This is a genomic window from Thermoactinomyces sp. CICC 10522 (assembly GCF_016055075.1).
Classification (GTDB): domain Bacteria; phylum Bacillota; class Bacilli; order Thermoactinomycetales; family Thermoactinomycetaceae; genus Thermoactinomyces_A; species Thermoactinomyces_A daqus.
Genome location: NZ_JAECVY010000009.1, coordinates 17306 through 41872, shown reverse-complemented (window position 1 = coordinate 41872; position 24567 = coordinate 17306). Strand labels below are relative to the sequence as shown.

At 50.8% G+C, this 24567-nt stretch carries 23 protein-coding genes; 18 read left to right on the top strand and 5 right to left on the bottom strand.

Annotation, left to right across the window (positions count from 1 at the left end):
* The first annotated feature begins 3 nt into the window (after window positions 1-3).
* The 3 genes from ppaX (at window position 4) to I8U18_RS12595 (ending at window position 4863) form a co-directional block, all read left to right on the top strand.
* Window positions 4-645 carry a pyrophosphatase PpaX gene (gene ppaX, locus I8U18_RS12605; protein WP_033099817.1) on the top strand — a complete coding sequence of 214 codons (642 nt, stop codon included), beginning with the start codon at window positions 4-6 and terminating at the stop codon, window positions 643-645.
* Between the two features lie 12 nt (window positions 646-657).
* Complete coding sequence (locus I8U18_RS12600) at window positions 658-1158, top strand: acyltransferase (RefSeq protein WP_033099818.1); 501 nt, start codon at window positions 658-660, stop codon at window positions 1156-1158.
* A gap of 207 nt (window positions 1159-1365) precedes the next feature.
* A complete protein-coding gene (locus I8U18_RS12595) occupies window positions 1366-4863 on the top strand; it encodes an efflux RND transporter permease subunit (protein ID WP_198064801.1) in 3498 nt (1165 codons plus the stop codon).
* Window positions 4864-4901: 38 nt separating this feature from the next.
* Here the strand turns inward: I8U18_RS12595 and I8U18_RS12590 are convergent, their stop codons facing one another.
* Together I8U18_RS12590 and I8U18_RS12585 are read right to left on the bottom strand one after the other, a co-directional pair.
* Window positions 4902-5222 carry a YolD-like family protein gene (locus tag I8U18_RS12590; RefSeq protein ID WP_198055949.1) on the bottom strand — a complete coding sequence of 107 codons (321 nt, stop codon included), beginning with the start codon at window positions 5220-5222 and terminating at the stop codon, window positions 4902-4904.
* A gap of 205 nt (window positions 5223-5427) precedes the next feature.
* Window positions 5428-6987 carry a golvesin C-terminal-like domain-containing protein gene (locus tag I8U18_RS12585; protein ID WP_198064800.1) on the bottom strand — a complete coding sequence of 520 codons (1560 nt, stop codon included), beginning with the start codon at window positions 6985-6987 and terminating at the stop codon, window positions 5428-5430.
* 311 nt (window positions 6988-7298) lie between these two features.
* Here I8U18_RS12585 and hfq point away from each other — a divergent pair, with 311 nt between their 5' ends.
* Entirely contained in the window at window positions 7299-7508 is a 210-nt protein-coding gene (gene hfq / locus I8U18_RS12580; protein WP_198055951.1) for an RNA chaperone Hfq, read from the top strand.
* Window positions 7509-7841: 333 nt separating this feature from the next.
* Window positions 7842-10502 carry a deaminase domain-containing protein gene (locus tag I8U18_RS18230; RefSeq protein ID WP_198064799.1) on the top strand — a complete coding sequence of 887 codons (2661 nt, stop codon included), beginning with the start codon at window positions 7842-7844 and terminating at the stop codon, window positions 10500-10502.
* A gap of 229 nt (window positions 10503-10731) precedes the next feature.
* On the opposite strand, the gene I8U18_RS12570 is transcribed toward I8U18_RS18230, so the two are convergent.
* Together I8U18_RS12570 and I8U18_RS12565 are read right to left on the bottom strand one after the other, a co-directional pair.
* Complete coding sequence (locus tag I8U18_RS12570) at window positions 10732-11817, bottom strand: quinone-dependent dihydroorotate dehydrogenase (RefSeq protein ID WP_198064806.1); 1086 nt, start codon at window positions 11815-11817, stop codon at window positions 10732-10734.
* 153 nt (window positions 11818-11970) lie between these two features.
* Window positions 11971-12324, bottom strand: a complete 354-nt coding sequence (locus I8U18_RS12565; RefSeq protein WP_160173799.1) for an EthD family reductase — start codon at window positions 12322-12324, stop codon at window positions 11971-11973.
* Window positions 12325-12764: 440 nt separating this feature from the next.
* Between I8U18_RS12565 and I8U18_RS12560 the strand changes: the two genes are divergently transcribed.
* Genes I8U18_RS12560 through I8U18_RS12550 form a run of 3 tightly spaced genes read left to right on the top strand, consistent with a single transcriptional unit; the run spans window position 12765 to window position 14922 of the window.
* Window positions 12765-13532, top strand: coding sequence for an ABC transporter substrate-binding protein (locus tag I8U18_RS12560; protein WP_198055953.1), 768 nt, complete (start codon window positions 12765-12767; stop codon window positions 13530-13532).
* Window positions 13532-14200 carry an amino acid ABC transporter permease gene (locus I8U18_RS12555; protein ID WP_198058931.1) on the top strand — a complete coding sequence of 223 codons (669 nt, stop codon included), beginning with the start codon at window positions 13532-13534 and terminating at the stop codon, window positions 14198-14200. The genes I8U18_RS12560 and I8U18_RS12555 overlap by 1 nt, the downstream gene beginning before the upstream one ends.
* Entirely contained in the window at window positions 14197-14922 is a 726-nt protein-coding gene (locus tag I8U18_RS12550; RefSeq protein WP_198058930.1) for an amino acid ABC transporter ATP-binding protein, read from the top strand. Before I8U18_RS12555 ends, I8U18_RS12550 begins: the two co-directional genes overlap by 4 nt.
* 63 nt (window positions 14923-14985) lie before the next feature.
* On the opposite strand, the gene I8U18_RS12545 is transcribed toward I8U18_RS12550, so the two are convergent.
* Window positions 14986-15132 (bottom strand): hypothetical protein, encoded by a 147-nt coding sequence (locus I8U18_RS12545; RefSeq protein ID WP_160173800.1) that lies wholly within the window; start codon window positions 15130-15132, stop codon window positions 14986-14988.
* A 395-nt stretch (window positions 15133-15527) separates the two neighbouring features.
* Here I8U18_RS12545 and I8U18_RS12540 point away from each other — a divergent pair, with 395 nt between their 5' ends.
* The 10 genes from I8U18_RS12540 to I8U18_RS12495 all read left to right on the top strand — a co-directional run bounded on the left by I8U18_RS12540 (window position 15528) and on the right by I8U18_RS12495 (window position 24557).
* The gene (locus I8U18_RS12540; RefSeq protein ID WP_033099829.1) at window positions 15528-16100 is read left to right on the top strand and encodes a non-canonical purine NTP pyrophosphatase; all 573 of its coding nucleotides are present in this window, start codon (window positions 15528-15530) and stop codon (window positions 16098-16100) included.
* A 149-nt stretch (window positions 16101-16249) separates the two neighbouring features.
* Window positions 16250-17431 carry an ATP phosphoribosyltransferase regulatory subunit gene (hisZ, locus tag I8U18_RS12535; protein ID WP_198058929.1) on the top strand — a complete coding sequence of 394 codons (1182 nt, stop codon included), beginning with the start codon at window positions 16250-16252 and terminating at the stop codon, window positions 17429-17431.
* Window positions 17425-18057, top strand: coding sequence for an ATP phosphoribosyltransferase (gene hisG, locus I8U18_RS12530; RefSeq protein ID WP_033099831.1), 633 nt, complete (start codon window positions 17425-17427; stop codon window positions 18055-18057). Before hisZ ends, hisG begins: the two co-directional genes overlap by 7 nt.
* Entirely contained in the window at window positions 18057-19367 is a 1311-nt protein-coding gene (gene hisD / locus I8U18_RS12525) for a histidinol dehydrogenase (RefSeq protein ID WP_370589199.1), read from the top strand. Before hisG ends, hisD begins: the two co-directional genes overlap by 1 nt.
* Entirely contained in the window at window positions 19342-19938 is a 597-nt protein-coding gene (gene hisB, locus I8U18_RS12520; RefSeq protein ID WP_033099832.1) for an imidazoleglycerol-phosphate dehydratase HisB, read from the top strand. The genes hisD and hisB overlap by 26 nt, the downstream gene beginning before the upstream one ends.
* Entirely contained in the window at window positions 19938-20555 is a 618-nt protein-coding gene (gene hisH, locus I8U18_RS12515) for an imidazole glycerol phosphate synthase subunit HisH (protein ID WP_033099833.1), read from the top strand. The genes hisB and hisH overlap by 1 nt, the downstream gene beginning before the upstream one ends.
* Window position 20556: 1 nt before the next feature.
* The gene (hisA, locus tag I8U18_RS12510) at window positions 20557-21300 is read left to right on the top strand and encodes a 1-(5-phosphoribosyl)-5-[(5-phosphoribosylamino)methylideneamino]imidazole-4-carboxamide isomerase (RefSeq protein WP_033099834.1); all 744 of its coding nucleotides are present in this window, start codon (window positions 20557-20559) and stop codon (window positions 21298-21300) included.
* Window positions 21297-22055, top strand: a complete 759-nt coding sequence (hisF, locus tag I8U18_RS12505; protein WP_033099835.1) for an imidazole glycerol phosphate synthase subunit HisF — start codon at window positions 21297-21299, stop codon at window positions 22053-22055. The genes hisA and hisF overlap by 4 nt, the downstream gene beginning before the upstream one ends.
* The gene (hisIE, locus tag I8U18_RS12500) at window positions 22052-22699 is read left to right on the top strand and encodes a bifunctional phosphoribosyl-AMP cyclohydrolase/phosphoribosyl-ATP diphosphatase HisIE (RefSeq protein WP_198055956.1); all 648 of its coding nucleotides are present in this window, start codon (window positions 22052-22054) and stop codon (window positions 22697-22699) included. Before hisF ends, hisIE begins: the two co-directional genes overlap by 4 nt.
* 196 nt (window positions 22700-22895) lie before the next feature.
* Complete coding sequence (locus I8U18_RS12495) at window positions 22896-24557, top strand: tetratricopeptide repeat protein (RefSeq protein WP_052153983.1); 1662 nt, start codon at window positions 22896-22898, stop codon at window positions 24555-24557.
* Window positions 24558-24567: the final 10 nt, after the last annotated feature.

Sequence of the window (24567 nt, the reverse complement as noted above, 5' to 3'; positions counted from 1 at the left end):
CGAGTGAAAAAACCGATTCTGCTTTTTGATCTGGATGGGACTTTGATTAATACAAATGAGCTGATTTTGGCTTCCTTTATGCATACATTGGAACTTCATTGTCCGGGGAAATACACCGAGCAGGATGTTCTGGAGATTATGGGTGAGCCTCTTTACGACCAGATGCGCCGCTTTGATCCCGATCAGGCTGAGGAGATGGTGAAGACCTATCATGCCTTTAATGAGAGAAAACACGACGAATTGGTGTTGGAATTTCCCCATGTCCGGGAGACGCTCAGCGAGCTGGACCGGGCCGGAGTGCTGATGGGGGTTGTTTCCAACAAACGCCGCCTTGTCGTGGAAATGGGTTTAAAACTCTTTGATCTGGGACGGTTTATGAAAACAGTCGTTTGCATAGGCGATACGGAAAAAGCGAAGCCGGAGCCGGATATGATTTTTCTGGCCATGGAGCATTTGGGCGGAACACCCGGACAGGTGATCATGGTCGGGGACAGCCGTTATGATATCCTGGCGGCGAAACGGGCAGGTGTCGCTTCGGCAGCCGTAGCCTGGAGCTTGCATGCGGAGGAATTGAAAAAGTATGATCCCGATTATTATTTGGAGGATATGAGGGACTTGCTGCAAATTGTCGGAGTCCGCTCATAGGGTGACCGCCGCATGAGAAAAACGGAACGCTATCCCGTCAAGGGGGCCAATTCGCTATGGCAGGTTTACCGGACGGTTTCGTTTTGGAAAGTGTTCAAAAATACGCTCGTAATCGTCATTGCCAGGTACATTCCCTTTATGTGGTTGAAAAATTGGCTGTATCGCACCTTTTTGCGGATGGAAGTGGGGGAGAAAACGGCAGTGGCGTTTATGGTGATGATGGATATTCTCTACCCGGAGAAAATCCGGATCGGCCGCAACAGCATCATCGGTTACAATTCCACAATTTTGACACACGAATACCTGATCGACGAGTATCGTCTGGGCGAAGTAACGATCGGGAATCATGTGATGATCGGAGCGAACACCACCATTTTGCCCGGAGTGACAATCGGGGATCATGCCGTGATCGGAGCCGGTTCTGTCGTAACCCGGGATGTGCCTCCCCGGGCCTTTGCCGCCGGAAATCCGATTCGCCTGATCCGTGTGGACGGCGAAGACGGAGGAACATGAAAGTTCACAAAACGGAAATTGACCCACCCTCCGCCTGTTCGGTAAGATGATAGTGATTATTTATTAAGTTTTATTTGTAATTTGTAAGGTTATTCAGAAATAATCTATAGACAGCACATGAAACTTTGTTGGGAAGGGGAGAAAAACTTGCTCGGTGACCATGCAGACACCGGCAAGTTTTTTTACGCAAAAAAAGGAGGGCCAAGAGTGAGCTGGCTGACCCGGTTTTCTTTGAAAAATGTGTCGGCGATCGTTCTTTTGGTGATCCTGGTAATCGGCGGCGGGCTGTACGAAGCGTCACAGCTTAAGATGGAAGCAATGCCGGACATCGATTTTCCGGTCATTGTCGCGATTACTCCTTATCCGGGAGCGTCGCCGGAGGACATTGATCAGAAAGTGACGGGGCCGATTGAAAAAGAAGTGATGGGAGTAAAGGGGGTACAGAAAGTCACCTCCGTTTCTGCGGACAGCACGTCCGTGGTTATAGCGCAATTTGATTTTTCTGCTGATTTGGATAAGGCGCAGCAGGAGATGCAAGATGCCATCCATCGTCTCAAACTGCCGGATGGCGTGATGAACACCACTTTTAACCGATTCGGTTTAAATACGTACCCGCTGATCACCCTGGCTGTGACCAGCGACAAGAAAAATGCGGCTGATCTCGAACGCTGGGTAACCGACAAAGCGAAGCCGGAGCTGGAGACGGTTGACGGTGTCGGTGAAGTGCAAGTCAAGGGAGAAGGGGCCAAAGCGGTCTATATTCGCCTCAAACCGGATCAATTGAAAAAATATAACTTGTCGTTGCAGCAGGTCGAGCAGGCCCTGCAAAGTGCCGACATGTCCCTGCCTGTCGGTGACCTGGAATCGGGCTCTGTCGATATGCCGATTCGGATCAACCAAAAAATCACGAATATCGACCAGTTAAAGAACTACGAACTCACGGTTCCGGCAAACCCCGGAGAAGGAATGCAGGATGCCTTCAATCAGATCGGCCAGGGAATGGGACAGTTGGGACAGGCGGTCGGCGGACTGGGTCAGGCGGTATCAGGGCTCGGTCAGGCAGTCAACGGCCTGGGACAAGGAATGGGCCAGATGAGTCAGGGAATGGCCATGCTGCAAATGGCACAGGCCAAACAGGCACAGGTGCTCGGCGATCAGTTGGAACTGAACAAAACGCTTCAGCAACTGCAACAAAATCCCGATGATGCCGGACTGAAAGCGAAAGCGGCTGAATTGCAGCGCGATATCGCCATCAATATGGCCGTGCTGAAACAGCTCAGTGAGAAAATGAAAGCGTCCGGTGCCGGGACCAAGTCGAAATTGTCCGTGCCGAAGCTGAATATGGCGGGAAAACCTTCGCTTCCTTCCGCCAAAACGAAAAAACCCGAACTGAAAAACCCGGAGATCAAGACGGTAAAATTGGGCGATATCGCCACCATTACTGAATCAGCAGATAACAATACCATGATCACCCGTACCGATGGGAAGCCGTCGGTCAATATCGACATCATCAAAAATCCGGATGCCAATGTAGTCGATGTGGCCACTCAGGTCAACAAGAAAATTGCCGGATTGAAAAAAGCAAATCCCGATCTCCATCTGATCAAGCTGTTTGATCAATCGGAGGGCGTGAAAGCATCGATTCGTTCAATGATTCGCGAAGGGCTGCTTGGTGCGCTGTTCGCCTCGGTGGTCATCCTGCTTTTCCTTCGCAAATTCAGGATTACCCTGATTTCGATCATTTCGATTCCCATTTCGATCTTTGCCACGATCGTGTTATTAAAAGAGGCGGATATCTCCCTCAACATTATGACTTTGGGGGGAATTGCCGTAGCAGTCGGACGGGTGGTGGATGACAGCATCGTCGTCATTGAGAACATTTACCGCCATCTGATGCGCAAACCAGAACGCACGTCGGAGATTATCTACCTGGCGACTAAAGAAGTGGGGGCAGCGATCACCTCCTCAACGCTGACAACGGTGTCCGTCTTTATTCCGCTCGGGTTTATCGACGGGATTGTCGGCAAGGTCTTTTATCCGTTTGCCGTGACAGTTGCGATTGCCTTGCTTTGCTCCTTGTTGGTCGCTGTTACCATTGTTCCGGTTCTGTCCAAAATCATGTTGCTGCGCGGGACAAAAATGAGCGAGAAGCGCAGTCACAGCCGCTTTGCTTCCGGCTATAAAAAGGCACTGGCGTGGTCGCTTCGCCATAAGGCGATCGTGCTGGGCGGAGCCGTCGCGCTCCTTGTCCTGAGCCTTGGACTGGTTCCGCTCGTGGGCACCAGTTTTCTGCCTTCGGAAAAAGAGAAGGCGATGCAGGTCAATTTGAAAATGCCTTCCGGAACCGATCTCGAAAAGACAAATGAGGTTACCGGTAAGATTGAGAAGACCCTGAAGAAACACCCGGAAGTTGAGATCATCTCCTCTTCGGTGGGGAACCTGCGCGGACAGTTGATGTCCGATGGCAGCATCGGCAGTCCGAACCGCGCCTCCATTTTCGTCAAACTGGCTGATCACACCAACATGGATCCCTTTTTGAACCAAGTGCGGACGGACTTAAAACCGCTGGGGCAACAAGGGGAAATCGAAGTGAATGAAGTGAGGAGCGTCGGACCGCCTTCCAGTTCAATTTCCGTAAGCATTCAGGGAAGCAACATGGACCAGGTCAAAAATGTGACCGAAGCGCTCACCTCCCGGTTAAAACACGTCCACGGTTTGACCAATGTGAGCAACAATCTGAGTGCCAGCCGGCAAATTGTCGATGTCCATGTGGATGAAGCCAAAGCCGCCCGCAAAGGACTGGTGGCGCAACAAGTGGCTTATACCATACGAGGCCTTCTCGATGCCGACAAAGTGTTTGAGATAAACAATGGCCCGACTGCAGAGGACGTTCGCCTTGGTCTGGAGGAGAACGATCTCAATTCTCTCAACCGGCTGAAAGAGATCCAGATCTTGTCGCAGACGGGCGATTTGATCAAACTGGGGGAAATCGCCGATGTCAAAGTCGTGAGCGGACCGGTTTCGATTCAAAAGCAAAACGGTCAGCGCTATGCCACCGTTTCCGGCGATGTGACGATCAAGGATACGGGGGCTGTCTCCCGGGAAGTGCAATCGGCGATCAATCAGGTGAAGATCCCCAAAGGTATTTCCGTCAGAATCGGCGGTGACACGGAAGAGATGAATAAAAGCTTTGCCCAATTGGGCGTGGCGATGGTGGTGGCCATTGCCGCCGTTTACATCGTAATGATGATCTCATTTGGCGAGGCGACCGCACCCTTTACCATTCTCTTCTCCCTGCCGTTCGCTGTGATCGGCGGGCTGGCGGGATTATGGATCTCCGGGCAGCCGATCAGCGTTTCCGCGATGATTGGTGCTTTGATGCTGATCGGAATCGTGGTTACCAACGCCATCGTCCTGATCGACCGCGTCAAACAGGTGCAGGCGCGCGGACTCCGGATCGAAGAAGCCTTGCTCGAAGCGGCCGGCACTCGTTTGCGGCCGATCCTGATGACTGCCTTTGCCACGATCTTCGCGCTTCTCCCCCTCGGACTGGGGTATGGAGAAGGAACCCTGATGTCCCAGGGGCTGGCAGTTGTCGTCATCGGCGGGCTTACTTCCTCCACCTTTTTAACCTTGTTTATTGTTCCGATCGTCTATCTTTTATTGACACGCATCCGGGAAAGATTGATAAAAGTGCAGGCATAAGCTTAAGCCCCGAGGGAAACCCCGGGGCTTCTTTTGTTTCAGAACCAGTCCACTTCGATCAGCTGACGAAAGCGGAGCCGTTGCTTTATCTGGCCGTTAGCCATGATAAACCAACCTTCATAAGGTTGGACGTGAATCACTTGACCGTAAAATTGCAGCGGGGAGTGTTTGCCCGCATACGTGACCAGAACCGGTTTTTCCAGTTCATGTGCTTCTTCCAGTAAAAAAGCCATATATTCCAATTGGTCAGGTTCAATTTGCGGCGGTTCATATTTCCAGGTTCGCTTCGGTTCGGATTGATGCATAAGCGCAAGATACAAACGGTTCTCATACCATTGATGAAAGTTGATCACATTCATCCCGCTCCCCCCTTTGCTAATCATCATACACGAACATATGTTCTGATATCAAGAAGGAAATAAAAAAAGTTGGCAAGCACGGGGGAACCAGGCAAATTTGCGGGGGATCGGCGCACCGGCCTCAGACCGGCAACACATGCTCACAAAAAAACGCCGGGACAACGCCATCATCCGGCGTTACCGGCTTTGAACACTTATTTTCGCATTAATTTTTTACCAGCTTCACCGCATCGGCAATCACATAGCCTGTTCCCGATGTCCAGCGGGAAACCCCGACGATGTATTGATCGCCTGCGGGGAGATTGAAGGTGCCGAGATAATTCCATTTTCCTCCGCCCGCTTGCTGGTTGGCATAAACCGTTTGATTTCCGCTGGATGTCCTGATGATATAGGGCGTGTTGCTGTTATAGCCGGGATCAGCGGGCCACCAGGCGTAAACGCTGTAGGAACCGGAAGAAGGTACGTTAAATTTGAACCAGACAGGTTCGCTGACCGCCTGGGGAATGGTATAGTAATAGTCGGCTCCGTATTTTTGGGAGTTCCAGGAGCTGAGCGCCCAGTTGCCGCTGACGGAAACGCGGGATGTATTGGAATTGTCGACAACGATCTCCGTGGATGAGGATGATTGGTTGACCAGTGACATATAATAGTTCCAGTCCCATCCGGAGCCGGGGTCGGTGTGCGTGGAACCTGGAACCTGATTGTGTCCGATGATGTGGGAACGGTCTTTGGGAATTCCGTACTTGTCGCAGAGCCAGCGCGTCAAACTGGCGGAGGCGCGGTACATCGCATCAGTAAACCAGGATGGATCGCTGACATATCCTTCATGTTCGATGCCGATGCTGTGGACGTTGTAATCCCAGTTACCGGCATGCCAGGCGATGTCCTTGTTTTGGACCATCTGCGTGATTTCCCCGTCGCTGGAGCGGATGACATAGTGTGAGCTCACCTGCGCCTGCGGATTTTGGAACCAGCTGATGGTGCCGCTGTAGGAACCCTCTGTTGTATGAATAATGATATAATTGATGCTGTTTCCGTCTGCCACGCGATTGGCTGCCGTGTAATTGCTGCTGGAGGCGGCAACCCAATTGGCATAGGGATAGTCCGGAGTGGCTGCCGCCTGCACCGCTTTCACGTCGGCATAGATACCTTTGTCGGGGATCACCCGCGTCGGACGGATAAACATATCTTTGCCGTCGACCAGACGATAGGCGCCGTGGTTGATCAGGCTGTAAACTTCATCTGCATACCACTTGGCCGTCAGTTTGGAGGATAGCCCGCTGTAAGCGGCGACAGCAGTATACCATTTGGCCAAATCCTGCGGCAGCTTGCCCTGATTCAGCTCTTTGGCCCGCTGGGCGAGAACGGCTGCACCGCCGCGGATATTTTGTTTGACATCATTTTTGAGCTGATTTTCCGGAATGCCCAGCAACTGACTGGCTTCCGGCAGTGAATGGTTCGTTGGATTATCGGCCAGGTGCATCAACCCGTAACCGTTCAGTTCACTCGGTTTTCCGTGATGATCTTGCCAGTGCGTTTCGGCGTAGCTGACGGCGAGCAGAATGGTCAAGGGAACATGAAATTCCTTCGCTGCCTGCCTAAACTGTTCATAAAGAGGCCCGGGATGGTAAACGGGTTTGGAGGAACCGCTTTCTGAAGAAGGCACAGCGGATGCCCGGGTGCTGCCGGAAAACAACATGGCCGGACTAAAAGCGAGGACAAGCAGGAAGATGAGCAAACAAGATCCCCACCGATTCCGAAACACAAGCACTCCTCCCAATAATATTTAATTGAAAAATCAAAATATTTAGCCTTAATATATTATAACGCCTCTATTTTTATATAGCAATATATTTATACATTATTAGGATGAATTTATTAGATTATTAAATTTGTATTCTTTTCTGTACATTGCTGAATTGCTGGTTTTATTTTATTCATGATGCCGGTTTTATGTCAGGGGAGAGCGGAAAAACGACGAGAGACGATGGAAAAGAGGAATTCGTTTGCCTGAGGGGGAATTGGGAAAGAAATGCAGTAGAAGACGTTAAAACGAGAGGAAGGAGAATGGTCCTGATGGACAACATTCAGGAGAATTTTCTTACGCAGCTGGTGGAAAGGAACATACCGGTTACATTGTTTTTGGTGAATGGATTTCAATACAGGGGAGTGATTCGGGATTTTGACAAATTCACCATTTCAATCGAAGTAGAAGGCAACCAATTTCTTATTTTCAAGAAGATGGTCAGTACGATCCAGACACAGTCGCCTGTCATTGCAATGTAATATCTTCAATCTCTCGGATTATTCAAAATGCGAAGACCAGAAAGTAGGGGTAGTAGCAGGTCATACGATGCTCTCGCCGGCGAGAACGGGTTGTTGGACGGGGGGTGCAGCAAAGTTAAAAAAGTTACACCGATGGAAACAAGCCTTTAAGCATATTTGCTTAAGGGCTTTTTGTATAAAATTTTAATAAATTATTCTGCCATCGAATGAAAAAATTTATATAATTTGAAGGTAAATTCTATTAAATAGATTCTTTCTCTTTGCGAAAGAGGGAAATTTACGGAAAAGCAAGCGGGGATTTTTTGCTTTCCGTAAAGGGCTATGAGGAAGAGCGTGTTCAAATGGGTTGTGGTCATGCTCCTCATTTTTGCAGGGGCAGGACTGCTGGGACATGTCCCGGTTTATGCCGAGAGCGGGAGCTTCCAAGTCCCGGAAGTAAATGATCACTTTGACAAAGTGAAATCGGGCCCTGCACCGGCACCGTCCAAAGCAGTCACCGAGGCAAAAAACGAGAATCACAGCTTTTGGAAAGAGATGAAGGATGGAGTTTCCAGTCTCTGGTCTAGAACGAAACAGAAAATTTCGGCTGCCTGGCAGAAAACGAAAGAAGCTTTTGCCGAAGCCTGGGACTGGATTGCCAAGGTATGTGACCGGTTTGCGCGCGTCGTGGTCGACGGGCTGTCCGCCGCCTGGGACTGGGTTTGGAAATACAAAGGGTACATATTGTTTACCGCCGTCATCATCGTCGGTGTGGTTTTGTGCTTTATTGCGCCACCGCTCGGTGCATCGGTTCTGGGGGGCGCGATAACTTCATTTGGGATCAGTGTTTTGCTCAATGGCGGGAAAATCGACCAGTCCACCTTTTTGGAAGGCGGCATCGGCGGAGTGCTCGGGCTGTGCGGCATGGGCTTCTCCGCAGCGTTGGAGCGAGGTTTGGGCTGGCTTGGAGTGAAAATGCTTCCCTACTTGAGCCGGTTTAAAACCGCGGGTGCATTGATGGAAAAAGGAAGCCGGTGGATCAGCCGCTTCCCGAAAGCCATGCAGAAGCTCTTCTCCCGGAAAATCGTGATCGGCGCCGGAGAAGGAGCAGGCACCACGATCGTTGATGACTGGCTGCACGGGCGAAAGTTCAGCTTCAAACGCGTGCTGGCCGGAGCTTTGACCGGGGGATTGTTGGTCGGTGGCTATCACTTGATGGAACCGGTGATCCAACCGGCCGTTCAGATGGTCAAAGCGTCCGTCCAGAAACAGACAGGGCCGGTCTTGGCGAAACTGGAAAAGTATCTGGCCAGGTCCGCTGATCCTTGCTTCGGCTACCAGCCCATGCCCAAGTATTTTGCCGCTGCGGAAGGGCCGCTCCATTGTTTCCGTCCCGGCAGCGGCCCGAAAGATGTGATCTCCTACAGTGACCAACTCGACCCGCACGGCTGGGCCAGCCCCACACAAAAAATCACTCCGGAACTGCTGGCCAAGCAGACTCAGGGCTTATCCACCGAAGCGGAAAAATCACGGAAAAAGCTAATAGAAGAGATTATTGAATTAGTTGGGACTGAAAATAAGGATAAAGCGACTAAACAGTTAACTGCGAAAGGGTATAGTAAAAATAAAGCAAATAGTATTGTTAAGTTTCGAGATTCTCTTTTAGACGGAGGCAAAAATTTCGCCACGGCCAAAGTGGAAATCGCGGGAATTTCGGAACATGAGCTGAAGGCTTATTCCGGGAAAAACATTCCTATTTTTGAAGAGGGATGGGTAAAGGAAGTCCCGAGAGATAAGTTTAAGTTTGACTATGTGAAAGCAAAAGAGGGGCAAGAAGAGGTATACCCAATGGATTATCAACCTGATGAAAATGAGAATATCGGACATGGGCGCCAGTATGACTCCGAACCAAAAATACTGGAATATATATCCAGTAAACTAGGGAACAGTCCGGGGAAAGAGGGAGACCGGCTCATCCTGTTTACCGAACGGAGGACGTGTCCCGGTTGTCAAGGGAAAAATCGAAAATTAATTAAGGCAGATAATCAGGTCGGAGCGTATGATGGATCCATTAGAAACAGGAGGGATAAGATGTTTCGACCGGAAGACTATGAACAATACCAGTGGTACATGTATTGCCTGGATGCAGATGAGGAATTAATCAAAGGATTTGCAGAGGCGATGGAGATCCGGATTTCCGGGGAAGAGTTAAAGGATTACGGTGATGCTTGGTATAACCGAAGAGAAAAGGATCTGTTCTATCTGTTTCGAAATGAGGAAAAAGACCGGAATGCCGTGATCGCGGTGTATTTTTATGCCGGAGTCGGAGATGAAAATGATTATTGCCATGTAGTGGTGCGTTGCCGGAAAGAAGATGCGCCCAAGGTGCAGCAAGCATTCCGTAGATTTGTGGAAACAGCGGAAGATCTTTATGAAGACTATAACATGGATTTTGTAAACTATGTGAATGATCCTTATAAAAATTGGTTAAGGCCCTATGCAGAAAAATATAATCTGGACATCGATGTACCGGAAAAACCACCGGAAAAGAAGTATTGCCCGGAGGAGTATCAGCAGTACCAGTTTGAATTGCGTACCGTTGATTTACAACCGGAATTGATCAAAGAAATCGCAGAAGCGATGAGAATTCGCTATGGAGAGGGGGACATAAAGCTACATCAGGATAGCTTGGATCGATTACAATATAATCAAACAAGCTTTTATCTTCTTCGAAATAGATACGTCAATCCCCATGCAGTCATTCATGTTGAATTTTATCGGAAGGAAGGCCGGCCAAAGGAGTTTTATGCCAAGCTGACGATCCGCTGTCAAAATGAAGATGCAGAGAAGATCCAGCAGATCATCCAAGAGTACTTTTGGAAGCAGGGGATTGTGAAAAAATATCGCCGGGAACCGGATTTTACGAATTATATTGATCATCCAAAGCAAAATTGGCTAAAAAAGGCCATAGAGAAATATCAGCTTGATGTCAAAGGTATAGAGTTAAAGGCATAGTTGGAGAAGCTGCAGCCCGGACTTTTCCGGGCTTTTTACAAGGAAGGGGCTCAGATGTTTCGAGTGAAGGTCTGAAGACCCGGACAGCTGTCTTGCCTTATTCATTCCGTTTCAAAAGTTGTTCAGGAAACTTTTGGTTTTGACGGAATTTATCGCCTTCGGTATAAAACAGGCTCTCCCGAACGAAAAAGAGGGAGAGCCTGAAATTTGCCGGCGGTGCACGGACGAGTTACTGATGATCCAGACCGACCAGATCGCTGATGCTGGACACTTGATCCCGATTCATCAGTTCGAGCAGTTCCTGATTAATCCATTTGGCGATGGAGGGCCCACGGTAGATCATGCCGGTATAAACCTGGATGAGATTGGCCCCGGCACGGATTTTGTCATAGGCGTCCTGACCGGTAAAGATCCCGCCGACTCCGATGATCGGCACCCGGCCCCGGGTGATTTTGTAAATTCGGCGAATCATAGCCGTGGAGCGGTTGACGAGCGGACGGCCGCTGAGCCCGCCTGTTTCTTTCTGCAAAGGAGAGGACAAATCTTCGCGGGAAATGGTGGTATTGGTGGCAATGATACCGTCAATTCCTTTTTCAAGGGCGATGGTGACAATCTCTTCCACTTCTTCGTTCTCTAAATCCGGGGCAATTTTTAAGAGGATTGGCCGTTTTTGTTCATATTTTTTCGCCAGTTCATCGCGCTTTTCCAGGATGGCGGCCAACAGGCTGTTTAACGAGGCGGCATGTTGGAGATCGCGCAATCCCTTGGTGTTGGGAGAACTGATATTGATCACGAAATAATCGCCGCAGGAATAAAGTTCATTTAATCCTTTCCGGTAATCCTCGGCAGCCTCGTCATTGGGTGTGTCCTTGTTTTTGCCCAAATTGATGCCGATCGGAATGGAGGGGCGGGGCAGGCGGGTAAATGATGCCTTGGCTGCTTCCGCCCCATCGTTGTTAAAGCCCATACGGTTGATCACCGCTTGGTCGGGAAGAAGCCGAAAGAGGCGTGGTTTGGGGTTTCCGCTTTGCGGCCGTGGAGTGAGTGTTCCCACTTCCACATAACCAAAGCCAAGAGCGGCCAAACCCGGGTATACGTTGGCGTGTTTGTCAAACCCGGCTGCCAGTCCGACGGGGTTTGGAAATGAAAGTCCCCAGTAAGTGGTGTGAAGGCGCGGGTCGTTCACGGTCATTTGCCTTTGAAACGAGTTTTTTATCCATGGATTTGCCTGCATCCATTTGAGCGAGCGGATCGTCCATTCGTGAGCCTGTTCCGGGTCCATCTGAAACAGTAAACGGCGTAAGGAGCGATAGATCATGGACTGAACTTCCTTTCCAAAACCCTGATTTTCCGAAACGTAGCATACCACAATCGGGGACAAAAACAAAGCCGGCCGGTACGGACCGGCCAGCTTTTCAAGTGCAGACATGGGATGGATATTTGCAAGGGATGAAAAGCATGCAAAGGTTTATGTTTGATAGCGTGTAAATAAACTCGCTGTATAAGATTCCTCTTTACCGACGTAAGTGGTTAAGAAGGAAGAGGCGCTTCCCACCCAGACTTCGGCGATCGCTTTCCCCTGTTCGCTCTCCAGAACTTGTTGCAATGCATCCGAGCTGGCGAAGTAGATTTCGCACATCAGGAAATAGTCATTGTATTCGTTAATATCACTTGGAGATGACGGGGAGGGGACGAGGTGTGTGATATCGACTTTGATAATCCCGGGAATCTTCAGCGCTTGGGGAATAATGTTATTGGTGAGATGGTTTATAAATTCTTCTTCTTTCTCTGTCTTTTTGTATAGCCCGATCACCTTGTACATGCAAAAACTCCTCTCCAGAAAACATTCATGTCTCGTCAAATGCAACCCAATATGGATTGAGGAATGCAACAAAAAACGAATAAAAAGAAGAATAAAAGATAATTGCTTAATGGAGACTAATAATTTAATTTTAATATTTTTGGGTTACATTGTGTAGAAAAAAATGAATCTTTTCAAGATCATTTTATTTATTTTTCTGCAAGCAACCTTTCTTTTTATAGACGAAGAATGGATGTAAGTAGTTGCGGAATAATTATTTTAAATATAAATGTTTGCAAAACGATATAGAAGGGTAACAGGGGTTTTATAGAGTGAAACAATTTAAGTATGGAAGTTATTTCAAAATAGAATCAAGAAGTTTATTTTGAAATAACTTCCATCGGCAAAAGGAGGTTTTTGTAATTCGTTTCCTTTGGATATCCGGTATTTCTTTTTTGCTGATGGCGTTTTTGGGTTTGACCGCTTGTGCCGGTCCCGGGCCAAAAGGGCAGATTACCCTGGAAAAAGGCACATTCTCATTTGCCATGAGCGGATTGTACAAGCCGTTTAACTATCGTGATTTTAAAAATGGGGGCCGGGTGACCGGTTTTGATGTGGAAATCGGAAAGGCGCTGGCCAAAGAGATGGGATTGAAGCCGAAGCCCGTGACCACTCCCTGGGAGACGATCATTGCCGGCTTGCAGGCGCAAAAGTATGATGCGATCATCGGGAGCATGGCGATTACGGATGAGCGGAAGAAGGCCGTTGACTTTACCGACCCGTATTACCGTTCAGGGGCGCAGATTTTCGTGAAAAAGGGGAACCGCAGCATTACATCGGCCGCAGACCTGAAAGGGAAAAAAATCGGTGTGGTCAAGGCGAGTACGTTTAAAGATGTTGCTGCAAAATATTCCCCGGATATTGTGGAGTATACCAGCGATATTACCGCCTTGCAGGATTTGCCGACCGATCGGATTGATGCCGTGATTACGGATCAGGCAGTCGGCCTGTATGCCATGAACAAGATGCGATTTCCGATTCAGGATGTCGGTAAGCCGCTGACCACGGATAACATGGCGATTGCGGTTCGCAAAGGTAATGACCGGTTAAGGGAGAAGATGAACCGGGCTCTGCAAAAGATCATTGCCGACGGAACTTATGAACGGATCAGCCAAAAATATTTTAATCGGAATATTTTGACAAACGAACAAGAGGAGGGAGCCCGCTGATGATAACGTTACTGGAGATTTTCCAAACCACTTTTGACGAGTTTATGCAGGCGGCTTGGCAGACCGTGCAGCTCACTTTTTGGTCACTGCTACTGGCGACGGCGATCGGTTTGTTTTTCGCTTTTTGCCGCCTGTCGGGGAATCCTGTTCTCAAGGGAATGGCTCTTCTTTACATCGCGATTATTCGCGGGACACCGCTGATTGTACAAATTGTCACCCTTTATTTTGGCCTGGCGGAATTCGTGGTACTGGATTCCTTTACGGCGGGGGTGATCGCTTTGGCTGTCCATGCCGGAGCCTATATCGCCGAGATTTTCCGCGGGGCGATTCAATCGATTGAAAATGGCCAGATGGAAGCGGCGCGCTCCCTGGGGATGTCTTATTGGCTGGCGATGCGCCGGATCATCCTGCCGCAGGCGTTTCGCCGTTCGATTCCTGCTTTGGGCAATCAGTTTATTATTGGGCTGAAAGATTCTTCACTGGTTGCTTACATCGGCGGAACAGAACTGTGGGCGAGCGGATTGGGGGCAGCTGCGGACAACTTCAGACAGTTTCCAACCTATTTGGTTAACGGGCTTTATTATCTTGCGCTCATTCTCATCTTCACCTTTATGCTGAGATGGCTGGAAAAACGGCTTAATGTCGAACAAAGGAGTGTCGGGGCTTGATTCAACTGAAGGCGGTCAGCAAGTGGTACGGGCAGCTGCAAGTATTGAAAGAGATTGATCTTCAGGTAAACGAAGGGGAAGTGGTGGTGCTGATCGGGGCCAGCGGTTCAGGAAAAAGCACCCTGCTTCGCTGCATGAACTTTCTGGAACAGTCCGATTCCGGGGAAATTTACCTCTTCGGGGAAAAGGTCGACCCAAAAGAAAGCGATTTAAATTGGATTCGTCAGGAGGTGGGGATGGTCTTCCAACACTTTCACTTGTTCCCCCATAAAAATGTGTTGGAAAACATCATGGAAGCTCCGGTTTATGTGAAGAAAAAGAAGAAAAAAGAAGCGAAAGAAATGGCGTGGAAATTGCTGTGCAAGGTGGGGTTGGAGGACAAGGCAAATGTGTATCCCGGCTCCCTGTCCGGCGGTCAGAAGCAGAGGGTGGCCATCGCCCGGGCTTTGGCCATGGAACCGAAAGCCATGTTGTTTGATGAACCTACTTCGGCTCTTGATCCGGAGTTGGTCGGGGAAGTGCTGTCGGTGATGAAGAAACTGGCCAAAGAGGGGATGACGATGGTGATCGTGACACATGAAATGGGATTTGCCCGTGAGGTGGCCGATCAGGTCGTCTTCCTGGATGAAGGCCGGATTGTGGAGACAGGAACGCCGGAGAAAATATTTGAGCATCCGAGCGAAGAGCGAACAAGTCAGTTTTTGAGTCAAGTGCTGGGATAAAAAACAAAGGCCATAAGCACTCATCCGGCGAGGGTGAGTGCTTTTTTATGTAAATGGTCGGATTCAGCGGGCCAAAAAACCGATTAAAAAGCAGACCAGTCCCAGAATGATAGGCTCCAGTGAGGTTGCTTTTCCTTTTAATATGAGAATGAAGCCGAGCAATTCGAGGACGACCCCAGCTGTGAAAAACAAGAAAGCCAACATCGCCATAATGTGCGTCCTCTCCTTTCCACAAGCGTTGAATCGGAAACATCAGGTTCAGTCACAAAAAGTCAATCATCCGGGCAGTGGATAAACTTCAGCGGAAGGGGGCTTCTCTGCAACGACTTTTTCAGGAGCGGAAAGTGAAGAAAACCACCAAACCCCGCATCCTCCTGCTCCGGGAGACTTTGGCCATAAGCTTAAAATAAATATATTTATATATTCGTAACAAAGCGTCATTTTTTGTCCACTTTTTTAAAATTATGGCCGGGCGGTGCGGAGATGTGAATGAAAAACGGGCTTAGGGTAGATTAAGATAGGAAAGCAGGGGTGCGGAAGAGCAAAAATGGATTCCGATAAAAGGAGAACAGCATGCCTGATGTGCGATAAGAGGAGAGAGTCAGATGAAGATTTTTTTTGCAACACAAAATACGGGGAAATTGGCAGAAGCGAGGGAAATTTTATCTCCATTCGGCTTTGAAGTGGAAAGCATCGACCTTCCGCTGGACGAACCGGATGCAGGAACGGTGACAGAAGTGGCCCGCATCAAATTGGAGCAAGCGGCCGTTAGCGGATCCGGTCCCATTATGGTGGATGATGCGGGACTGTATTTGGCCGCTTATCCCGGATTCCCCGGGGTCCTGACCAAACGCGTGTTTGAGAGAATCGGCTATCGCGGGATCGCGAAGCTGCTGGCAGGGGAAGACCGGAGGGCCTGGTTTGAAGGTGCAGTCGGGGTAAGCTGGCGAGGGAAACAGAAGGTATTCACCGGGAAGACGAGGGGCGTCATTTTGGAGGAGTGGCCGGAGAGGATCAAACCGGAGCCGGGGTTCCCGTTTGATCCCATTTTTCTTCCCGATGGTGCGACAAAGGTATTAAAAGATATGACATCAGCGGAACGAATGCATTATTCGTATCGGCGGAAGGCGTTGGAAAAGATGGTGAACTGGCTGAAAGAGACCGAACAGGTGGACTGATTTTCCAACTAAAAGCCAGACAAAACCGGCAATAAATTTTTTACGGGAAAAGCCTCCTAGCCAAAGTGCCGCAAGCGTGTTATACTATGAAACAATTAATCCTTTAGCGTATTAGTAAACTAAAGCAAAACGGATGAAGGGGAGCCAGAATGACCAAGCCGCTTATTTTTGAAAAACCGACTGGTTTTCGTGATTTTCCGCCGCCACTGGCTGCAAGGAAACGCATGATGGAAGAATTGATCCAAACCGAGTTTGCCAAATGGGGCTATGCGGAAGTGGGGACGCCGACCCTGGAATTTTATGAGACGGTTGGCCAAGCGAGCGCCATCGATGAATCACGCATGTTCAAATGCATGGATCGGGAAGGGAACACCCTTGTGTTGCGGCCGGACCAAACCGCCCCGATCGCCAGGGTGGTTACTTCCCTGTTGAAACACGAACCGCTTCCGCTGCGTTTGTGTTACCATGCCAATGTTTTTCGTGCGCAGGAAAATGAAGCTGGCCGCAATTCCGAATTTTTTCAGTCCGGGGTTGAGTTGGTCGGGGAAGCGGGGGCGGAGGCAGATGCCGAAGTGATTGCGCTCTCTGTCAAGGTCTTGACCGCTTGCCGGGTCGATTCCTTTCAAATCGCGCTGGGTCATGTCGGGCTGTTGGAAGGGTTCCTGCGCGAGCGCATTGAGGATGATGAAGCGCTCACCCGGCTGAAAGAGCAGCTGGGAGCGCGAAATTTGGTCGAATTTCGCAAGCAGCTTGGGGAAATCGGGCTGAAGGAGTCTCAACGGATTGAGATTGAAACGTTGGTTCAGGCAGGAACGACGCTGGATCAGATCAAACGTTTAACGAGCGGAAGCCGGAGTCTTGCCGTTCAGGAAGCGGGACAGCATCTGGAAGAGTTGTTTGAATATCTGGATGCTTATGGATGCGCCGGAGCGGTGACCCTTGATCTCGGGCTGGTGGGCAGCCTTGATTACTACACCGGTGTTTACTTTGAAGGATATGCTGCCGGCCAGGGATTCCCGTTGCTCAGCGGGGGACGGTATGACGGGTTGTATCGTCATTTCCGCCGTTTTTTGCCGGCGACCGGTTTTGCGGTACAACTTGACCATTTGCTTGCCGCATGCCCGCTCCGTCCCGAACCTCGGGAAACGATCGGCTTGTTTTATCAGGCAGACCGGAAAAAAGAAGCTCTGTCCCGGGCCCGTCAGTTGCGGGAGGAAGGATATGCGGTGGCGACCCATCTGCTTGCGGAAGAGGACGGGCTGCCCGAGATTGCAAAGCGCTATGACCGGGTTGTGACCTTGCCGGAAGGAAAGGGGGAAGGCGGATGCTGACCATTGCCATGGCCAAAGGGCGCATTTTAAAGGAAGCCCTCGAATTGTTCAGCAGGGCGGGGATTCCCGTCTCTGATTCTCTGAACGAGGATTCGCGAAAGCTGGTGATTACCATGCCGGAAGCGGGCTTCTCCCTCTTTCTGGCCAAGCCGATGGATGTGCCGACTTATGTGGAGTATGGTGTGGCCGATTTGGGCATTGTGGGGAAAGATGTACTGTTGGAGCAGGAACGCGACGTGTATGAACTGCTCGATTTGCGCATCAGTCCCTGCCGGATGGCCGTGGCGGGGAAGCCGGACTGGAGACCGGGACTTTACCCGCGGGTTGCCACGAAATACCCCCGCATCGCCGAGAAATATTTTAAAGAAAAGGGGCAGCAAGTCGAGGTAATCCTGCTAAACGGTTCGGTTGAACTGGCACCCATCATCGGTTTGGCCGACCGGATCGTCGACATTGTGTCCACCGGCCAAACTTTGCGGGAAAACGGGCTGGTTGAGCTTGAACCGATTTGCACGGTCACGTCCAGGATGATTGCTAACCGGGCCAGTTACCGATTGAAAAGTGAACCCATTTCGGCTTTGATGAACGCTTTAAGCAAGGTGATTGGGGAGTGTGTCAGGCGATGATCTCGATCATAAAGAGAGAGCAACTGGATACCAGGCGGAAGAATGACCAGGATACCGAGCGGGAGAGGCGCATTGTCCAAAGCATTATCAAACAGGTCAGACAAGAAGGGGATGCCGCGCTGCTTCGGCTGACGAAAGAATTGGACAAAGCCGATCTTGTGACGCTCAAGGTGAGCGAAGAAGAGATCGACGAGGCGATGGGGAAAGTGGAACCCGCTTTTCTCGAAGCGCTTCATGAAGCTGCCCGGCGCATTTCAGCCTACCATGAAAAACAAAAGCAGAATTCCTGGTTCTCACCCGAACTGGACGGGACGATTTTAGGCCAGCTGATCCGGCCGCTTGAACGGGTCGGTGTCTATGTGCCGGGGGGGAAGGCCGCTTACCCTTCCTCCGTGCTGATGAATGTTTTGCCCGCAAAAGTGGCGGGGGTGCCGGAACGGGTGATGGTGACGCCTCCTCTGCCCGATGGCACGGTTTATGCTCCGACCCTGGCAGCCGCGCGGATCGCCGGGGTGACGTCGATATACAAAGTTGGCGGAGCGCAGGCGGTGGCTGCGTTGGCCTACGGAACGGAAAGCATTCCGCCGGTTGACAAAATTGTCGGCCCTGGCAACGTGTATGTTGCCTTGGCGAAACAGGCTGTTTACGGGCAGGTTGATATTGACAGCATCGCCGGGCCGAGTGAAATAGTCGTAATTGCGGATGAATCGGCCAATCCCGTGTATGTCGCTGCCGATCTCCTTTCGCAGGCGGAGCATGATCCGATGGCTTCCGCTGTTTTGATCACGCCTTCTCCCGATTTGGCGGAAAAAGTGGCAAAGGAAGTGGAGCTGCAATGTAACCGGCTGGAACGGCGCGAGATTGCGGCGGAATCGATCCGGCGGCACGGAGCGATTTGCGTGGTTGACGACCTTGCAGAGGCCTTTGCCGCAGCCAATCAATTGGCCCCTGAGCATCTCGAGCTTGCCATCGAAGAACCGTGGCAGTGGCTGGGGAAAGTAAAACATGCCGGAGCCGTCTTTTTGGGGAACTTCAGTCCGGAGCCGATCGGCGACTATTTCGCCGGGCCCAACCATGTCCTGCCCACGAATGGAACTGCCCGCTTCTTTTCCCCGCTCGGTGTGGATCAATTTGTGAAAAAGACGAGCCTGATCTCCTACAGCAGGGAGGCGCTGTGCCGGGACGGGGAAAAAGTGATGACGCTGGCCCGGGCAGAAGGTTTGACGGCCCATGCTGCCTCCATCCGGGTGCGTCTGGATCATGCGAAGGAAGGGGAGCAAAAAGGTGGAAGCAAAAGAGCGAATCGGTAGCATTGAACGAAAAACCGGTGAAACGGAGATTTCCCTGACGTTGAACGTGGATGGATCGGGACGGACGGAACTGCGGACAGGCGTTCCGTTTTTGGAGCATATGCTTGATTTGTTTGCCAAGCATGGCCAGTTTGATTTGAGCGTCAAAGCGAAAGGCGATCATGAAATCGATGACCACCATACGGTTGAGGATATTGCCATCTGCCTGGGTCAGGCGCTTCGCCGCGCTTTGGGGGATAAACGGGGCATCCGGCGCTATGGAAACTTTTTTGTCCCGATGGATGAGTCGCTGGCGCAAGTGGCACTTGATCTCTCCAATCGTCCCCATCTGGAATTCCGGGTGGATCTTCCCGGTGGCAAGGTGGGGCAGTTTGACACGGAACTGGTTCATGAATTTTTCTGGAAGCTGGCCCTGGAGGCGCGGATGACGTTGCACGTGATTCTTCATTACGGCCGCAATACCCACCATATGATTGAAGCTTGTTTCAAGGCGTTGGGCAGAGCGCTGGATGAAGCCACATCGCTTGATCCGCGCGTGCAGGGGATTCCCTCGTCAAAGGGGGTGCTGTGATGCTGGCTGTCATCGACTATGGAATGGGAAATTTGCACAGCGTTTCCATGGCGCTGAAGCGGATGAATGTCCCGTTTCGGGTTACCTCTGACCATGAGGAAATCAAGCAGTCGGGCGGGATCATTTTGCCGGGTGTCGGGGCGTTTGGGGATGCCATGCGCGAATTGGAGGAACGCGGGCTGGTTTCCGTCATCAAACAGGAAGCAAACCAGGGGAAACCGCTGCTCGGGATTTGCCTCGGGATGCAACTGTTATTTTCCAGCAGTGATGAACATGGGTATTATCAGGGGCTGAACCTGTTGCCCGGCCATGTCGTCCGGTTTTCCGGAGATTATCTGATTCCCCATATGGGATGGAACTGGCTGTCGATCAAGCATCCCCACCCTCTCTTTTACGGTTTGGAAGAGGATTATGTCTACTTTGTCCATTCTTACCATGTGCAGGCGAGGAATGCGGAGGACGTGATTGCCACCACGGATTATTATCAGCCGGTAACGGCGGTCGTGGCGCGGAACAATATTTACGGCATGCAGTTTCATCCTGAGAAGAGCGGAGAGCTGGGCAGGAAATTGCTGGAGCGATTTGTGCTCTTAACAGAGACGAAGGTGGGAGTGTAACATGAACTTTCAATTATACCCTGCCATTGATATTCGCGGTGGCAGATGCGTGCGGCTGACACAAGGAGATTACGACAGGGAAACGGTGTACGGGGAAGATCCGCTGCAGGTGGCGCAAACCTGGATCAGGCAGGGAGCGGAGTGGCTGCATGTGGTCGATCTGGATGCGGCCCGTTCCGGAGAATCGGCCAACTACCGATTGATTGAAGAATTAACCCGGTTGGTTGAAGTTCCCGTTCAAGTGGGAGGCGGAGTGCGCGATCACAAGCGCCTGGAACGCTTGCTCGAAGCGGGGGTGAGCCGTGTGGTCATCGGCTCGGCTGCTCTGGATGACCCGGCTTTTGTGAAAGAGGCGCTGAAATCACATGGCCGCCGGATTGCGATCGGCATTGATGCCCGCAATGGCAAAGTGGCCACCCACGGCTGGTTGGATACTTCGGAAGTGTCCGCTGAGGAGCTGGCTGCGGAGATGGTGCAGTTGGGGGCGGAAACGTTTGTTTTTACCGATATTTCCCGTGATGGCACGCTGTCAGGTGCCAATGTGCAAGCGGTCCGCGATTTGGCCCGCGCGTGTAAAAAACAGGTGATCGCTTCGGGTGGAGTCAAATCAATTGACGATTTGAAGGAATTGGCAAAGGCAGAAAGGGAAGGAGTTCAAGGGGCGATCATCGGAAAAGCGCTGTACACCGGCGCGATCAGGCTCGGGGAGGCGATGCGTGAAGTGGCCGGGGTGAGGAATCAATGATTACCAAACGAATTATCCCTTGTCTGGACGTAAAAGACGGGCGCGTGGTGAAAGGTGTTTCCTTCGTCAACCTGCGCGATGCCGGCGATCCGGTGGAGCTTGCGGCCGAATATGATCGCCAGCGGGCCGATGAGCTGGTTTTTCTCGATATTTCAGCTTCCCATGAAGGGCGTAAGACGATGCGCGATGTTGTGAGAAGGGCGGCAGGGGAGCTGAGCATTCCTTTCACCGTCGGCGGCGGGATCGGGAGTGTGGAGGACATGTTTGAGATTCTGCGCGCAGGTGCGGATAAGGTTTCCATCAATACCTCGGCAATCTTAAATCCCGAACTGATTGAAGAAGGAGCAAGGAGATTTGGCAGCCAGTGTATCGTGGTGGCGATCGATGCCAAATACGATCCGGATGCCGGGGATTGGTTTGTCTATACGCACGGAGGGCGAAACCACACCGGCAAACGGGCTTTGGACTGGGCAAAAGAGGCGGTGGATCGGGGAGCGGGCGAGATTTTGCTCACCAGCATGGATCAGGACGGTCAGAAAAACGGCTTTGATCTGCCGCTGACCCGGGAAATTTCCCGGGAAATAAACATTCCCGTCATCGCTTCGGGCGGTGCCGGAAATGAGCAGCATTTTGCCGAAGTATTTGAGCAAACTGCTGCCTCAGCCGCATTGGCTGCCTCTATTTTTCATTTTGGAGAAGTTTCGATTGCCAGCGTGAAAGAGCACCTGCGAGCTAAAGGAGTGGAAGTGCGTTGAATGTCACCTTTGACCCCGCAAAAGTAAAATTTGATGAAAACGGCCTTGTTCCGGCGATTATCCAGGATGCAGTCAGCAAAGAAGTGCTCACCCTAGCCTATATGAATCAAGAAGCGCTTTCTCTCACGATCAGCAAAGAAGAAACATGGTTATACAGCCGTTCCCGCAGAAAACTTTGGCATAAAGGGGAAACGTCCGGGAATGTGCAGAAGGTTACGGCTATCCATTATGATTGCGACGGCGATGCGATTCTGGTGCAAGTTATTCCCATGGGGCCCGCTTGCCATCGGGGAACCTACAGCTGTTTTGACAAGGCAGTTACGGCTGCACCTGACCGCTTCTCCGTGATCAACTGGTTGGAATCGGTCGTGGCCCGCCGCGAGGCTGAGCGCCCGGAAGGTTCCTACACCACTTACCTGTTTACAAAAGGGCTGGATAAAATATTGAAAAAGGTGGGAGAAGAGTCGGCCGAAGTGATCATCGCCGCCAAAAACCGCTCGGCGGATGAGTTGCGCCATGAAACGGCGGACTTGCTTTATCATCTGCTCGTCCTGCTCCGGGAGCAAAAACTGCCGTTGGACGAGGTTTTGCGTGAACTGGAAGAACGCAATGTGAAAAACGGCAAATCACACGGGGAGAACTGAATCAGATGCCACTTTGTTCAAGAGATCGTCAGGATTGGCGATCTTTTTTTCATTTTGCTTTTTCCCATTCCCCATTTACTTAGGTTATAATATGGATAAAATAGTATCTCAAAGTTTTTAAGCGAAAGAGAAGTTCATCATTAAAACGGACCGCACCACAGCTCGGAAACGTGTTGCTGGGTGAGGGGGACTCAAGATGAAAAAGACTCAGGTTGGCATAAATAATAAAAATGAAAAAATTGTTCGTTTGCGGATGGATGCGGGATTTTTCTTTGAACGCGCCGTTCGCTCGCTTGACCGCCACCGATATGATAAAGCGGTGAAATATTTTCGTCTGGCAATGGAACTCGAGCCTGACAATCCTGTCAACTACTGCAATCTGGCGGGGATCTTGTCGGAATTGGGGCGCTTCGAGGAGTCAAACGAAGTACTGGGGAAAGTGTTGGATGAAGTTGATCCGGGATTGTACGAATGTCTCTTTTACATGGCGAATAATGCGGCCAATATGGGAGACTTGGAGCTGGCCGAAGATTACCTGCTCGAATATTTGACCATGGATCCAAGCGGAGAGTATGCGGAAGAAGCGGAAGATATGCTGTACATGTTGGCCGAAGAGATGGGACGTCCGCCGAAAGAAGTGGTTCCGGCCGGGCTCCCTCCGTACATGATGAAGCATGAAGAAGCAAGGGCCTACTTGGAGGAAGGGCGCTTTCTGCAAGCGATCAGGCTCTTGCGGGAAATCATCGAGGAGCATCCGGAATTTCTGGCGGCCCGCAACAATCTGGCTTTGGCCTACTACTATACAGGGGAATTGCAGGAAGCGATGAACCTGATTGAACAGGTACTTAAAATCGATCCCAACAATTTGCATGCCCTGTGCAATCTGGCTGTTCTCAGCCATCATACCGGCGAGACGGAAAAAAACGAGGGCATTATTGAGATGCTCAAAAAACTGGTCCCGTTTCATCAGGAACATACTTACAAATTGGCGACCACACTCGGGATTTTGGGCGAACATCACGTCGCTTACGAGCTGTTCGTGCGCCTAATCAAGCTGGATGGAGTGCATGAACCGAGCCTTTATCACTATGCGGCCGTGGCGGCATGGAACTCCGGCCGTTATGAGCGCGCCCGGTATTTCTGGAAAAAAGCGGCGGCCATTCATTCTGAGTCCGAGGTTCCTGTTTTCTACCTGGAGCATATGGATGAGTGGCTGCAAATGGAAGAGATTCCAAAGGTGTACTATCACTATCAGCTGCCGTTTGAAGAGCAGTTCCTGCGCTTTGAATCCGGCAATGACAGCAGCGAGTTATTGCAGCAGATCAAAACAAATCCGCTGATCCGCTCCTCTTTTTTCTGGGCGCTCGGCCGAGGAGACCGTGAGACCAAATTGCATGTATTGCGTCTGCTCGGCTGGATTGCGGATGACGAGGTCAGAAGTTTGTTGAAATCGTTTATTGAACAGGATGAAGACCAAGATCTGCGGGAAGTGGCTTTATTTCTCCTGCGCCAGATCGAGGCAGCCACTTCGGGGCGCAAGAATGAAAAGGAGCCGGCCGAGCGGGGGAAATGGCAGGAAGTGCTCCATTGCTGTCTGGAGAACATACCCGGGCGCTCCCGCCAGTTGCAAGAGGCGATTGAGCGCTTGTGGGCAGCATGGATGACCCACTCTCCCGAGCAGGTGACTACTGTGCGCAAAGTGGAGGGGTGGGCGGCCGCTCTTGAATACCTGGCGGCCAAATACCATGGCTTTGCCCTGACGCAAAAAGAAGTGGCGGAAAAATATCAGGTTTCGCTGTCGACGGTTTCCCGCCATGCGAAAATCTTGGAACCGATGGCGAAAAAGTGTTTTTCCTAAAAGGAGGCAA